Below are 13,371 nucleotides of genomic sequence, written 5' to 3' on the forward strand. Positions count from 1 at the left end.
CCCGCGTTCAGGCAATGGCCTGCGCCCGCGCCGAAGCCGGCGGAAAAACTGCCTGCTGTTGTTCAATCCACGCATTCAGCGTCAGTGCTGCCCAAGGACTTTGCGCAAACGACGGCGCACCCACTGCTCGGCACTGACAAAAGTAATGCCCGACAGCACCAATACCGCGCCGACGACGAAGTTGACGCTCAGTTCTTCGCCCAGCAGCACCACGCCGAACGTGACGCCAAACAGCGGCGTCATGAACGAAAACACTGCAAGGTTCGCCGCCAGGTAACGGCGCAACAGCCAGAACCAGACCAGGTAACTGAAGAACGACACCACGACGCCCTGAAACAGCACACTGGCCACCGCCACGGTGGTCAGGTTGACGTGGGTGATTTGCCCGCTGAGCAGAGCAATCAACAACAACCCGACGAAGCCGACGATCAATTGATAGAACAGCGTCAACGTGACGGGCGCTTCCGACAGCCGTGAAGCACGCACCACCACCGTTGTGGCACCCCAGGCGGCACCGGCGAGCACGCCCAGCGCATCCCCCATCAACATGCGGCGATCAAGATTGTCCCAGGAGACACCACCGGCAAACGCGATGGCGATCCCGATGAACGCGAAGATGATCCCCAACCATTGCAGGGGTCTCAAACGCTCACTGGGCAGCAACCAATGCACGCCCAATGCGGTAAAGATCGGCGCGGTGTAGAGAAACACCGACATGTGTGCCGCGGTGGTGAGTTGCAGGCCTTCGGAAATGAAGAAGAATTCGACACCAAACAACGCGCCGGCCAACAGCCCACCGCGCCAGGTAGAAGGAACCTGATCCCAGCCGCCTTTCCAGCAGATCAATAATCCTACGAGCAAAGCGGACATGCCTGACCGCGCTGCCGCCTGCATCACCGGTGCAATGTCCGGCGCGGCCCACTTGATCATCACCTGCTGAACGCCCCAGACCAGGCACAACCCGACCATCACTTGCAGGGCAAAGCCATCGGCGCTACGCCGGGTGGCAGTCACCTAAACACCTCGATTTCACGAACCATGGCTGAGACTCGGCAGTAAAAACAAAAACCCCGGCCTTCTGATTCCGGGGTAAACAATCAAGGATACCAACCGTAGGAGCTGTCGCCGGCTGCGATCTTTTCTTTTCAATCATCAAAATCAAAAGATCGCAGCCTGCGGCAGCTCCTACGGGGATCAGCTTAGTTCGATGCGATCGGCATGAATGACGATCTGACCATTCTTGTACAGCGCACCAATGGCCTTTTTGAAGTTGCCCTTGCTGACACCGAACAGGCTGGTGATCAATACCGGATCACTCTTGTCGCTGACCGCCAGGCTGCCATTGTTTTCGCGCAACTTGGCGAGGATCTTCGAGTTCAGGCTGGTCGCCGCCTCCTGGCCGACCGGTTGCAGGCTCAGGCTGATCTTGCCATCGGTGCGCACTTCCTTGATGAAACCCTTCTCTTCTTTACCTGCGCGCATGAACTTGAAGATTTCGTTCTTGTGGATCAGGCCCCAGTGCTTGTTGTTGATGATCGCCTTGAAGCCCATGTCAGTGGCTTCGGCAACCAGCAAATCAACTTCCTGGCCCGCGGTGTAATTGGCCGGGGTCTTGTCCAGATAGCGATCCAGACGTGCCGTCGCGGTGATGCGGCGAGTGTGCTTGTCGAGGTAGACGTGCACCACCACATATTCGCCGGCCGTCATTTGACGCTTTTCTTCGGAATACGGCAGCAACAGATCCTTCGGCAGTCCCCAATCCAGGAATACACCGATACTGTTGACTTCAACTACTTTCAAACTGGCGAATTCACCGACTTGAACTTTCGGTTTTTCCGTCGTTGCGATGAGTTTGTCATCGCTGTCCAGATAAATAAAAACGTTGAGCCAGTCTTCATCTTCGCTGGGAATATCTTTTGGAATATAACGATTAGGCAGAAGGATTTCGCCATCCGCACCGCCGTCCAGATATAAACCGAAGTTAGTGTGTTTAACCACTTGCAAACTGTTGTAACGCCCGACTAAAGCCATGTCCAATACCCTCATTGCGTGGGCGGCATTCTACCCGGTTTTAACGGTCGCGTTCGGTGCCCGGCCCGGTGGCGCGGGAAAATCCTGTGCAAGCCCTGAATTTTCGGGGCTCGCGCTGCGCGACTGCCCGCTCGTCAGACCGTTCGGGGCATTTATGCCAGCGCCTGGCTCGCGCGACGTCGTATTTTTTCCTGCAATCTTTTTAGTTAAAACAGCGGCTTAGGAGAATAATTCGAAGATTCACCGACAATTGATTTCACTCACACCCTGAGTATTCCGAGGGGATATTCGCCAAGCAATTATCCGCTGTTTCCTGTACGATGCATGGCCAAGTTAATTTTCTACAGGTTAATGGCCGCCATGCGCGTAAAAGCATCCACCAGCAAAGCAAAGCCAGCTCCAGCCGTCGAAACCAGCGAATCGATCAACAGCCAGATTGCTGCGTTCCTCAAGTCCGGCGGTGAAATCCAGCAAATTGCCAAAGGCGTCAGCGGCCAGACATTCGGCCCGTCCAAGCAGATCACCTTGGGCAAAAAGTAATACCCCCCGCGTCACCTGGTCCTCAAGCGCTTTGAAGCTCGAAGCGCTTGGACTGGAACCCCTCGAATATCGTCCCTTCCTACAATCAATCGTTTAAAAATCGACGAACGGCCCTCGATGCCGATCATTCGCCGGTATCCTTGCACACGTCTGGATCAAGCGTTTCAGCCGATTCATTGTCGGCGCTCGCTGCTCAAGGAGTGACGCATGCTCAAATCATCCTGTTTATCGCTATTGTTCGTCAGCCTGCTGGCATGCCCACTGGCGCACGGCCAAATCTTGCAGCGCGAACTGGGTAATTTCGACCTCAAGCTTGGCACCAGCCCCACCCGCAGCATGGCCCAGGGACTGGTCAAACCCAACGCGGCCGGCTCGTTCCATGGCGGCCTGGACCTGAGCCACGACAGCGGCTTCTACGTGGGCCAATGGTCGCCGAGCATGGGCATCAGCCCAGGCAATAACCTCGAAATCGATTCCTACGCTGGCTTTAAACAGCCCTTCGACCAAACCCTGGGTTACGAAGTCGGCATGATCCGCTACAGCTACCCCGAAGTGGAAACCCTGAACAGCCAAGAGTTTTTCGGAGGCCTGACCTTGCTGGGCAGCCGTTTCGGCGTCGCTTTCAGCAATGACCCGGACAAACAGAACAACACCCTTTTCGCGGACTTGAGCGGCAATCAACCCTTCGGCATCGGCGTGAGTATGAAATACACCACCCACCAGCTCAACGCACCGATCGCAGTGGACGGCGGTTATGTAGGCAGTTTTACCGATTGGTCGTTGAAATTGTCCCGTCCGTTCATGGGCATCGACCTGGACCTGATCTACAGTGACTCAAGCCTGCGGGGCAACGATTGCTCGGCCTATTCCGGTCACAACAGTCAATGCGACGGGCTGGTCACCCTCAAGGCCGTGCACACGTTCTATTGATCGGCTGAACTGCCTGGCTCATGCTGCGTTCACATGAGAATCAGACCCCGAAGGCAGGCTTTCGCAAGGACTCGCCCATGTCTCGCTGGCTCACACATATAGCCATTGCGCTCACCGTCGCTCTCTCGCTCGGCGCTTGCAGTCGCATGGGCCTGGCTTACCGCAACCTCGACGTGATCATCCCCTGGACGCTCAGCGATTACCTGGACATGAACGGCGAGCAAAAAGGCTGGCTGGACGAACGGTTGAAGGAGCACTTGAGCTGGCACTGCACCACTCAACTGCCGGGCTACCTGGACTGGCTGGACCGTTTGCAAACCATGATCGCGACCAACCAGGTCACCGATGCAGGACTGCAAGCCCGAGCCGTTGAAGCTCGGCAAGCGATCGCCGAGAGCGCCCGGCAAATCACCCCTTCGGCCATCGAACTGCTGCAAGGGCTGGATGACAAGCAAGTCGCGGAGATGAACGACGCCTTCGCCAAAGATCAGCGCAAACGCCAGGAGCAGTACCTCAAACCATCCCTCGACCAGCAAATCAAGGACCGTGCCGAGCGCATGGAAAAGCGCCTCAACGACTGGCTCGGACCACTCACCCCAAGCCAGAAACAGCGTGTCGCGGCATGGTCGAAAGCCTTGGGCGAACAGAACACTCAGTGGCTCGCCAACCGCGCCCACTGGCAGAAACAGTTCAGTGCCGCCGTGGCGCAGCGTCAAAGTCCGGAATTCCCACAACGAATCGAGACGCTTCTGGTCGATCGCGAGCGTTTGTGGACACCGGCCTACCGCGAGGCTTTTGCCACCACCGAAGCCCAGGCAAGAGCGCTGTTCGTCGATTTGATGGCTGAGAGCACGCCGACGCAACGGCAGCGGTTACTGACGAAGATTGAGGGCGTGAGGAAGGATTTCAGTGATTTGAAGTGCCTGAAAGCCGCAAAAGGATAGTGGTCCAACGGCTAAGCACTTGTAAGAGCGAGCTTGCTCGCTCTTACAAGGGAAACACACCGTCTTCAGGCAATCTGCGGCTTCGACGCCACCCGATCAAACGTCACCTCATCCAGCGCATCTTCCTGCTCATCCAGCACCTGTCGAGGATGATCATTGCCTGGAATACTGCTGTCGATCAGGCTCAACAAGCGCGAACCCCGCGCTGTCAAAATGTAGTTCTCGCCGTTCCCCCCTTCATCCTCCGGTCGCGGTTCGATGTAGCCTCGCATCAGCAGTAACTTTTCGTACTCGCCAGCCACCGTTTTCAGGTGATCGAGGTTTTCAATCGGCTCGCCTTCGGAGGCTTTCTGCGCAGCGTACTGCTCGGCATAAGGTCGCGGCGTGAAGCTGTGGCCAGCACCGTTCTGTACTTCATGCAGCAAGTATTCAATCAAATCCCAGTTGTAAGTCGTCATCCTGATTCAACCTCCGGAGCCAATGTGATGGATGCCCGCGTGAAAGTCAGGGCCTTACGGTTGTGACCGGTACCGGCGGCTGCCGTTCAGCCGGCCGTCAGACACCGACCGACCAGCGGTCTGTCGAATGCAGTGCAGGTCAAACGACTAGGCTGTGTAAGCCCACTCCCAGCCCCACGCAGGAGAAAAACACCATGAACATTCAGAATCATCCCGTCGTGTCGCGGGAAGAATGGCTGGTCGCCCGCAAACAGCACTTGGCCCACGAAAAAGCCTTCACCAAAGAACGGGACAAACTCAGCGCCGAACGCCGTGCTCTGCCCTGGGTGAGGATCGACAAGGACTACCACTTTCAGGGGCCGAATGGTGAACTGAAACTGGCGGATCTTTTCGGCGGTCGCAGCCAGTTGGTCATCTACCACTTCATGTTCGCCGAAGGTTGGGACGAAGGTTGCCCGGGTTGTTCGTTCCTTTCAGACCACATCGACGGCGCCAACCAGCACCTGGCCCACCACGATGTGGCCGTGGTGGCGGTGTCCCACGCGCCGTTCGCCGAGTTCCAGCCATTCAAGCGGCGCATGGGCTGGAAATTCGACTGGTTCTCGTCAGAAGGTTGCGATTTCAACTACGACTTCGGCGTGACAGCTCGAGCCGAAGACGTCGCCGCCGGAAAGGCTACCTACAACTACGAAAAAACTGACGGTGCTGAAGAAGAACTCCCAGGCCTGAGCGTGTTTTATCGCAACGAGGCTGGCGAAATCTTCCACACCTACTCCACCTATGCCCGTGGCTTGGACATGTTGGTCGGGGCTTACAACTACCTCGACCTGACGCCGAAGGGCCGCAATGAAGAGGAAATCATGGAGTGGGTGCAGTATCACGACCGGTATGAAGACGAAGCCCCGGCGAGTTGCTGCCATGGTGGTTAGGTTTGATACCGAGTCATGGCAAATCGCGAGCAAGTGTTTGAGTGAACTTTCCACGGGTGGCAGCCCTCAACCGGATAACCCGCCTTAACCGGAACTGAGGCCTGCCCCCATGAAATCACTACTCAAGCTCACCCTTGTCGCAACGCTGACCTGCGCCCTTCCCGTCTGGGCCTGCACCCCGGAAGAAGCCACGCAGAAGCGCGAGCAACTGGCCCAGGAAGTGACCAGGCTCACTGAACAGAATCCGGCCAAGGCCAAGGAGATCAACGACGAATTGCAGAAGATGGACCTGGGAACCGCCGCCAAGGACTTGCCGGACAAGTGCCAGTTGATTGATCAGCGTTTGAAGGAGTTGGGCACGGCGGAGAAAAAAGCTGAAAGCTGACGATTAAAGGCAAGAGCAAAAGATCGCCGCCATGTAGGAGCTGCCGCAGGCTGCGATCTTTTAAATAAAAAAAACCGGACTATGTCCGGTTTTTTATCAGCAGGTACCGTGCGTCATTCAGCAGCCGGGGCTTCCGGCTTGCGGCGCTTGAGCGGGGCCATGCCATCGCTGCTCACCAGGGAGTCGCTTTTCGGCCGGTTGGCGCTCTTGCGCTTGGTCGGGGTCTTGGCGGCGGTTTTTTTCTTGTCGCCCTTGGCGTCGGTCTTTTTCTTCTTCACGCCGACGGCTTTACCCGAGGCCTTGACCTTTTTCGGTCCGCCGTAGGTGCCTTTGACTTCCTTGATGGTGCGACGCTCGAAGCTCTGCTTGAGGTAGCGCTCGATGCTCGACATCAGGTTCCAGTCGCCATGGCAGATCAGCGAGATCGCCAGGCCATCGTTACCGGCGCGACCGGTACGGCCGATGCGGTGAACGTATTCGTCGCCGCTGCGTGGCATGTCGAAGTTGATCACCAGGTCCAGACCATCGACGTCCAGGCCGCGAGCGGCAACGTCGGTGGCGACGAGGATTTTCACGCCGCCCTGCTTCAGACGATCGATCGCCAGTTTGCGATCCTTCTGGTCTTTCTCGCCGTGCAGCACGAACGCTTTGTATTCCTGCGCCACCAGACGACCGTAGATCCGGTCTGCCATGGCACGGGTGTTGGTGAACACGATGGCCTTCTGGTAGGTCTCGTTGGCCAGCAGCCAGTTCACGATCTGTTCTTTATGCTGGTTGTGGTCAGCGGTGATGATTTGCTGACGGGTGGTTTCGTTCAGCTGGCTGACTGCGTTGAGCTGCAAATGCTCAGGGTTGTTCAGGACCTTGGCGATCATCTCGCGCAGGCCCGAACCGCCGGTGGTGGCGGAGAACAGCATGGTCTGCTGACGGTTGGTGCATTCGTCAACCAGACGCTGAACGTCGTCGGCGAAGCCCATGTCGAGCATGCGGTCGGCTTCGTCGAGTACCAGTACTTCAACTTCTTTCAGGTCGAGGTTGCCGGCGTTGAGTTGCTCGATCATCCGGCCCGGCGTACCGATCAGGATGTCCGGCACCTTGCGCAGCATGGCCGCCTGGACCTTGAAGTCTTCGCCGCCAGTGATCAGGCCGGACTTGATGAAGGTGAACTGCGAGAAGCGTTCAACTTCTTTCAAGGTCTGCTGGGCCAGCTCACGGGTTGGCAGCAGGATCAGGGTCTTGATGCTGACGCGAACCTTGGCCGGACCGATCAGGCGGTTGAGGATCGGCAAAACGAATGCAGCGGTTTTGCCGCTACCGGTTTGCGCTGTCACCCGCAGGTCACGCCCTTGGAGCGCCAGCGGGATAGCCGCGGCTTGCACAGGCGTTGGCTCGACAAATTTCAGCTCGGCCACGGCTTTGAGCAGGCGTTCGTGCAGGGCGAATTGGGAAAACACGGGTGCTACCTCGAAGAAATACAAAAAAACAGCTGCATAGGGTAACGGTTTCGAGCGCGTAGGCCGAGTTTCTTTGTACAAAAGGCAGTAAACAGTGGTTTTTTTGCTGCCAGTTTTGTCGCAAGAGGCTAATCAAAGCGTCTTAAATGCTCTAATCACCTTTCTTGCCTTACAAAAGAATCGTTCTAGCCCATGGATATCAAACAGCTCTGGCTCAACGCCCAAGAACTCTGGAGTGCGCTGGAGAGCCATCCACGCGTTTACTCAGCCCTGGCTCTGCTGTTGCTGCTGAGCATCGCGCTGATGCTCGGACGAGTGGCGCGCTACCTCATCCTGCACACCGTCAAATTGCTCGGTCGACAACCGTCGATGTACTGGCTCAATGATTTTCTCGACAACAAGGTGTTCCATCGTCTGGCGCAGGTCGTGCCCTCGCTGGTGATCCAGTTCGGTTTGAACCTGATCCCCGAACTGCACAAGACCACCCTGAACTTCCTCGGCAATGTCGCCCTGGCCTTCACCTTCCTGTTTCTGCTGTTGGCCGTCAGTTCCCTGCTCAATGCCTTGCTGGACATCTACGCCCGCACCGAACACGCCCGTACACGTTCGATCAAAGGCTATGTGCAGCTGACGAAGATGGTCTTGTACATCTTCGGTTCGATCATCATCGTCGCCACGCTGATCGACCGCTCGCCACTGTTGCTGCTGTCGGGTCTGGGTGCGATGTCGGCGGTGATCCTGTTGGTCTACAAGGACACCCTGCTGTCATTCGTCGCCAGCGTGCAGTTGACCAGTAACGACATGTTGCGGGTCGGCGACTGGATCGAAATGCCTCAGGTCGGCGCCGATGGCGATGTGGTGGACATCACTCTGCACACGGTCAAGGTGCAGAATTTCGACAAGACCATCGTCTCCATCCCGACCTGGCGCCTGATGTCCGAGTCATTCAAGAACTGGCGCGGCATGCAGGCCTCCGGGGGGCGCCGGATCAAGCGCAGCCTGTTCATCGACGCCAGCGGTGTGCGCTTTTTGCGCGATGAAGAAGAGTTCAAGCTGTCGCAGGTTCATCTGCTCACCGACTACATTAGTCGCAAACAGGCCGAGCTCAAGGCCTGGAACGAAGCCCAGGGCAACGTCGCGGCCCTGTCAGCCAACCGCCGTCGGATGACCAACATCGGCACCTTCCGCGCCTATGCGCTGTCGTACCTGAAGAGCCATGCGGAGATCCAGCCGAACATGACCTGCATGGTCCGGCAGATGCAGACCACGGCCCAAGGTGTGCCACTGGAAATCTACTGCTTTACCCGCACCACGGCGTGGGCGGACTACGAGCGGATTCAGGGGGATATTTTTGATTACTTGCTGGCGGTGCTGCCGGAGTTTGGCTTGAGCCTGTATCAGCAACCAAGCGGCACGGATCTGCGGGCCGGGCTGCTGCCGGCGATGCTCGGCGCAAGCCACATCCCCGAGCAGGAAAAACACCTGATGTAACACCACAAAACCCTGTAGGAGCTGCCGAAGGCTGCGATCTTGTGTTGTTCAAGATCAAAAGGTCGCAGCCTGCGCCAGCGCCTACACCAGGCTCGCCTCTCGCTTGATGCCCAAGCGACTGATCCACACCGCCATCAGAATCACCGAACCACCGAGCAACAACCGCCCCAGCTCTTCGTGCTGATTCCAGATCAGCAGATTGATCAACAGCCCCACCGGCACATGCAGGTTGTTCATCACCGCCAGCGTGCCGCCGTTGACCAGGCACGCGCCTTTGTTCCACCAGTACAGCCCCAACGCGGTTGAGACCAGGCCGAGGAACAGCAGCACACCCCATTGCAGTAGGGCTTCGGGCAGGAAGTTCTGTTTGCCGAACAGCAGAAACGCTGGCAACGCCACCGCCAGGGCACCGAGGTAGAAGTAGCCGAAGCGCCGGTAATGCGGCAGATCACTCGGATGCCGCGCGACCAGGTGTTTGTACAGCACCTGCCCGGCCGCGTAGGTGAAGTTGGCCAGCTGCAGCAACAGGAAACCCATGAAGAAATCCGGGTTGATCCGGTCGAAGCGAATCACCGCCGCCCCACCCACAGCCACCAGCGCCGCGACCAGGGCCCAGGGATTGAAGCGACGATTGAGCGCATCTTCGATCAGGGTCACGTGCAGGGGCGTGAGGATGGTGAACAGCAAGACTTCCGGCACCGTCAGCACCCGGAAGCTCAGGTACAGGCAAACGTAGGTCACGCCGAACTGCAACGCGCCGATCAGCAACATCCCGCGCATGAACGCCGGCTCCACCGAGCGCCAGCGCGTCAATGGAATGAACACCAGCCCCGCCAGCAGCACGCGTACCAGCACGGCGAAGTAGCTGTCGACATGACCGGCCAGGTATTCGCCGATCAAACTGAAGGAAAACGCCTGGATCAGCGTGACAAAAAGTAGATAGCCCATGCTCGCCTCATTTCGAATGGCGGCGACGATAGCGGGTTTTGCTACTGATCGCGAACCCCCAAACAATACAAACCCTGTAGGAGCCGGTTTGCTGGCGATGAGGGCGTGTCAGTCGACAATGACACCCCGCAATCGCCAGCAAGCCGGCTCCTACAGGTTCGGTGGTGTTTTGCCGAATCCCAGGCAAAAAAAAGCCCGATCTCGCTAAAGCGTTCAATCGGGCGGGAGCACTCAGGAGCAACAAGTGCGAAGGGAGGTTCGATGCGCGTGCAGCCTTGAAGGGTTGCGCCAGGTCACTAGACCATGCAGCGATTATCTGGCGATTAACGGGTCAGGCCACCTGGGCAAGCTTGGCGTTCGCCTGGTTCAGGCCTTTCTCCTGGAAGTCGCCACCCAGGTTCATGCCTTCGGCGTGAATGAACGTCACGTCGTGAATCCCGATGAAGCCCATGACCTGGCGCAGATACGGTTCCTGGTGATCGGCCGTGCTGCCGGCATAGATCCCGCCACGAGCCGTCAACACATAGGCGCGCTTGCCGCTGAGCAGGCCTTGGGGACCGGTTTCGGTGTACTTGAAGGTCACACCGGCACGCAGCACGTGGTCGAGCCAGGCTTTCAGGGTGCTGGGAATCGCAAAGTTGTACATCGGCGCAGCCATCACCAGCACATCGGCGGCGAGCAATTCATCGGTCAAGTGGTTGGAGCGTTCCAGAGAGACCTGTTCGATGTCATTGCGCTGCTCGGCGGGCTTCATCCAGCCACCCAGCAGGTTGATGTCCAGGTGCGGTACCGGATTGACGGCCAGGTCACGCACTGTGATCTGGTCGTTCGGGTGGGAGGCTTGCCACTGCTTGATGAAGGTCTGGGTCAGCTGACGGGAAACCGAGTCTTGCTGACGGGCACTGCTTTCGATGATCAGAACGCGGGACATTGGATGTAGCCTCCATCTGAGAATGCTGTAGGTCGATGGAGTGAAGGTTAAACAGAGTCGTATCGATGAAAAAGCGCAAATAACTGCTATAACCCATCAATAAATTCGTTTATAAGAAAACCCTGTCCTCTGCCCTTTGCAGGAGCGAGCCTGCTCGCGAGGGTGTAGCAGACACGGTGATATCGATTAACCACCGCATCGCGAGCGAGCTCCTGCACAGGGCTCTATTTCGGGGTGCAGGTCAGCTCGATACGCAGCTTGATGATGTTGCGGCTGAATTTGGCGGTGGCGGATTTATGTTTGCCGGCCGGGACCTCGAATTTACGTGTGCGCGGAGCTTCCGGACCATTACTGAAAACTGCCTTGCAGCTCGCATCGACATCGCCGTAGTTGGCCACTCGAATGGAGCCAATATCGCTATCGGTATCGAAGGTTTCGAAGTCGATTTTCATGTCGTTGAGGTTTTTCTTCACATCGATCGGATAGGCAAACGCGGTCAGCGGCAACATCGCCAGCAGCACACAACAGATTTTCTTCATTCGGCAGCCTCCAGTAAGGGCTGCCAGCTTAGGACAAGAGGAGCTCAACATGAAAGCGCCCCGCGTGACCCTTGATCAATGGCGAACGCTTCAGGCCGTGGTCGATCACGGCGGCTTCGCCCAGGCCGCCGAGGCGCTGCACCGTTCGCAATCGTCGGTCAGCTACACCGTGGCGCGCATGCAGGATCAGCTCGGCGTGCCGCTGTTGCGCATCGATGGGCGTAAAGCGGTGCTGACCGAAGCCGGCGGCGTGTTGTTGCGCCGCTCCCGACAACTGGTGAAACAGGCCAGTCAGCTGGAGGACCTCGCCCACCACATGGAGCAAGGCTGGGAGGCCGAAGTGCGTCTGGTGGTCGATGCCGCCTACCCGAGCGCCCGCCTCGTGCGCGCGCTGACGGCCTTCATGCCGCAAAGCCGTGGCTGCCGCGTGCGTCTGCGTGAAGAAGTGCTGTCGGGCGTGGAGGAAGTGCTGCTCGAAGGCGTGGCCGACCTGGCCATCACGGGTTTCAGCATTCCCGGTTATCTGGGTGCGGAATTGAGCGACGTCGAATTCGTGGCGGTGGCCCACCCGGAGCATCCCCTGCACCGCCTCAACCGCGAGCTGAACTTCCAGGACCTGGAAAGCCAGATGCAAGTGGTGATCCGCGACTCGGGCCGCCAGCAACCTCGGGACGTCGGCTGGCTCGGTGCCGAACAGCGCTGGACCGTCGGCAGCCTGGCCACCGCCGCGACGTTCGTCAGCAGCGGTCTGGGGTTTGCCTGGCTGCCTCGGCACATGATCGAGCGGGAACTCAAGGAAGGGACGCTCAAGCTGCTACCGTTGGATCAGGGCGGAAGCCGCAACCCGAGCTTCTACCTGTATTCGAACAAGGACAAACCGCTGGGGCCGGCCACGCAAATTCTCATCGAACTGCTGCGCACCTTCGACACCGCGCCGCTGGATGCACCGTTTGCCGCCCCTGAACAAGCCTGACACGGAGTGTATGCATGGCCTATTTCGAACACGAAGGTTGCAACCTGCACTATGAGGAATACGGCCACGGCGCGCCGCTGCTGCTGGTCCATGGGCTGGGTTCCAGCACGCTGGACTGGGAAAAACAGATCCCGGCGCTTTCAAGCCGCTATCGGGTCATCGTCCCGGATGTACGCGGCCACGGTCGCTCGGACAAACCCCGGGAGCGCTACAGCATTGCCGGGTTCAGCGCAGATATGATCGCGCTGATGGAGCATCTGAACCTTGGCCCGACACATTATGTAGGCTTGTCGATGGGTGGCATGATCGGCTTTCAACTGGGCGCGGATCAGCCGCAACTGCTCAAAAGCCTGTGCATCGTTAACAGCGCGCCCGAGGTCAAACTGCGCACCCGCGACGACTACTGGCAGTGGTTCAAGCGCTGGAGCCTGATGCATGTGCTGAGCCTGGGCACCATCGGCAAAGCACTGGGCAGCAAGCTGTTCCCGAAACCCGAGCAGGCCGATTTGCGACAAAAGATGGCCGAACGCTGGGCAAAAAACGACAAACATGCTTATCTCGCCAGCTTCAATGCCATCGTGGGCTGGGGGGTTCAGGAACGACTTTCGAAGGTATCCTGTCCAACGCTCATCGTCAGCGCCGACCGTGATTACACACCGGTTTCGCTGAAGGAAAACTACGTCAAACTGCTGCCTGATGCGCGGCTGGCGGTGATCGCCGATTCACGCCACGCCACGCCATTGGATCAGCCGGAAGCATTCAACCAGACGCTGCTCGAGTTCCTCACCGCAGTCGACACCACCACTCAGGATCATTGA

The 13,371-nt window shown here is 58.1% G+C and carries 15 protein-coding genes; 8 read left to right on the top strand and 7 right to left on the bottom strand.

All coding sequences use genetic code 11. The features are described 5' to 3' along the window. Positions 1-81 precede the first annotated feature (81 nt). Together CKW15_RS11675 and CKW15_RS11680 are read right to left on the bottom strand one after the other, a co-directional pair. Positions 82-1,014 carry a DMT family transporter gene (locus CKW15_RS11675; protein ID WP_095152158.1) on the bottom strand — a complete coding sequence of 311 codons (933 nt, stop codon included), beginning with the start codon at positions 1,012-1,014 and terminating at the stop codon, positions 82-84. A gap of 180 nt (positions 1,015-1,194) precedes the next feature. Beyond that, positions 1,195-2,031 carry a S1 RNA-binding domain-containing protein gene (locus CKW15_RS11680; protein WP_095058953.1) on the bottom strand — a complete coding sequence of 279 codons (837 nt, stop codon included), beginning with the start codon at positions 2,029-2,031 and terminating at the stop codon, positions 1,195-1,197. Positions 2,032-2,382: 351 nt separating this feature from the next. Here CKW15_RS11680 and CKW15_RS11685 point away from each other — a divergent pair, with 351 nt between their 5' ends. From CKW15_RS11685 to CKW15_RS11695, 3 genes are all read left to right on the top strand, one after another. Continuing rightward, positions 2,383-2,571: a hypothetical protein gene (locus CKW15_RS11685; RefSeq protein WP_015096330.1), complete on the top strand. Its 189-nt coding sequence runs from the start codon at positions 2,383-2,385 to the stop codon at positions 2,569-2,571. A gap of 207 nt (positions 2,572-2,778) precedes the next feature. Next, positions 2,779-3,501 carry a TorF family putative porin gene (locus CKW15_RS11690; RefSeq protein ID WP_095152159.1) on the top strand — a complete coding sequence of 241 codons (723 nt, stop codon included), beginning with the start codon at positions 2,779-2,781 and terminating at the stop codon, positions 3,499-3,501. A 77-nt stretch (positions 3,502-3,578) separates the two neighbouring features. Continuing rightward, positions 3,579-4,445, top strand: coding sequence for a DUF6279 family lipoprotein (locus tag CKW15_RS11695; RefSeq protein WP_095152160.1), 867 nt, complete (start codon positions 3,579-3,581; stop codon positions 4,443-4,445). A 65-nt stretch (positions 4,446-4,510) separates the two neighbouring features. Here CKW15_RS11695 and CKW15_RS11700 read toward each other — a convergent pair whose 3' ends face one another. Next, positions 4,511-4,903 (bottom strand): transcriptional regulator, encoded by a 393-nt coding sequence (locus CKW15_RS11700; protein WP_095152161.1) that lies wholly within the window; start codon positions 4,901-4,903, stop codon positions 4,511-4,513. A 194-nt stretch (positions 4,904-5,097) separates the two neighbouring features. On the opposite strand from CKW15_RS11700, the gene CKW15_RS11705 reads away from it, so the two are divergent. Both CKW15_RS11705 and CKW15_RS11710 read left to right on the top strand, forming a co-directional pair. Then, positions 5,098-5,832 (top strand): thioredoxin family protein, encoded by a 735-nt coding sequence (locus CKW15_RS11705; RefSeq protein ID WP_095058949.1) that lies wholly within the window; start codon positions 5,098-5,100, stop codon positions 5,830-5,832. Between the two features lie 109 nt (positions 5,833-5,941). Next, positions 5,942-6,217 (top strand): hypothetical protein, encoded by a 276-nt coding sequence (locus tag CKW15_RS11710; RefSeq protein ID WP_095152162.1) that lies wholly within the window; start codon positions 5,942-5,944, stop codon positions 6,215-6,217. A gap of 113 nt (positions 6,218-6,330) precedes the next feature. On the opposite strand, the gene CKW15_RS11715 is transcribed toward CKW15_RS11710, so the two are convergent. Beyond that, positions 6,331-7,671: a DEAD/DEAH box helicase gene (locus CKW15_RS11715; RefSeq protein WP_053156346.1), complete on the bottom strand. Its 1,341-nt coding sequence runs from the start codon at positions 7,669-7,671 to the stop codon at positions 6,331-6,333. A gap of 192 nt (positions 7,672-7,863) precedes the next feature. On the opposite strand from CKW15_RS11715, the gene CKW15_RS11720 reads away from it, so the two are divergent. Beyond that, the gene (locus CKW15_RS11720; RefSeq protein ID WP_095152163.1) at positions 7,864-9,162 is read left to right on the top strand and encodes a mechanosensitive ion channel family protein; all 1,299 of its coding nucleotides are present in this window, start codon (positions 7,864-7,866) and stop codon (positions 9,160-9,162) included. Between the two features lie 81 nt (positions 9,163-9,243). On the opposite strand, the gene CKW15_RS11725 is transcribed toward CKW15_RS11720, so the two are convergent. The 3 genes from CKW15_RS11725 to CKW15_RS11735 all read right to left on the bottom strand — a co-directional run bounded on the left by CKW15_RS11725 (position 9,244) and on the right by CKW15_RS11735 (position 11,580). Next, positions 9,244-10,110 (bottom strand): carboxylate/amino acid/amine transporter, encoded by an 867-nt coding sequence (locus CKW15_RS11725; protein ID WP_095152164.1) that lies wholly within the window; start codon positions 10,108-10,110, stop codon positions 9,244-9,246. Between the two features lie 331 nt (positions 10,111-10,441). Beyond that, positions 10,442-11,041: an FMN-dependent NADH-azoreductase gene (locus CKW15_RS11730; protein WP_095058945.1), complete on the bottom strand. Its 600-nt coding sequence runs from the start codon at positions 11,039-11,041 to the stop codon at positions 10,442-10,444. Between the two features lie 224 nt (positions 11,042-11,265). Continuing rightward, positions 11,266-11,580 carry a 3-phosphoglycerate kinase gene (locus tag CKW15_RS11735; RefSeq protein ID WP_095058944.1) on the bottom strand — a complete coding sequence of 105 codons (315 nt, stop codon included), beginning with the start codon at positions 11,578-11,580 and terminating at the stop codon, positions 11,266-11,268. Positions 11,581-11,629: 49 nt separating this feature from the next. Here CKW15_RS11735 and CKW15_RS11740 point away from each other — a divergent pair, with 49 nt between their 5' ends. Then, positions 11,630-12,553: a LysR family transcriptional regulator gene (locus tag CKW15_RS11740; protein WP_095058943.1), complete on the top strand. Its 924-nt coding sequence runs from the start codon at positions 11,630-11,632 to the stop codon at positions 12,551-12,553. 14 nt (positions 12,554-12,567) lie between these two features. Further along, complete coding sequence (locus tag CKW15_RS11745) at positions 12,568-13,371, top strand: alpha/beta fold hydrolase (RefSeq protein WP_095058942.1); 804 nt, start codon at positions 12,568-12,570, stop codon at positions 13,369-13,371.

Source organism: Pseudomonas sp. Irchel s3b5, assembly GCF_900187435.1.
Taxonomy (GTDB): Bacteria; Pseudomonadota; Gammaproteobacteria; order Pseudomonadales; family Pseudomonadaceae; genus Aquipseudomonas.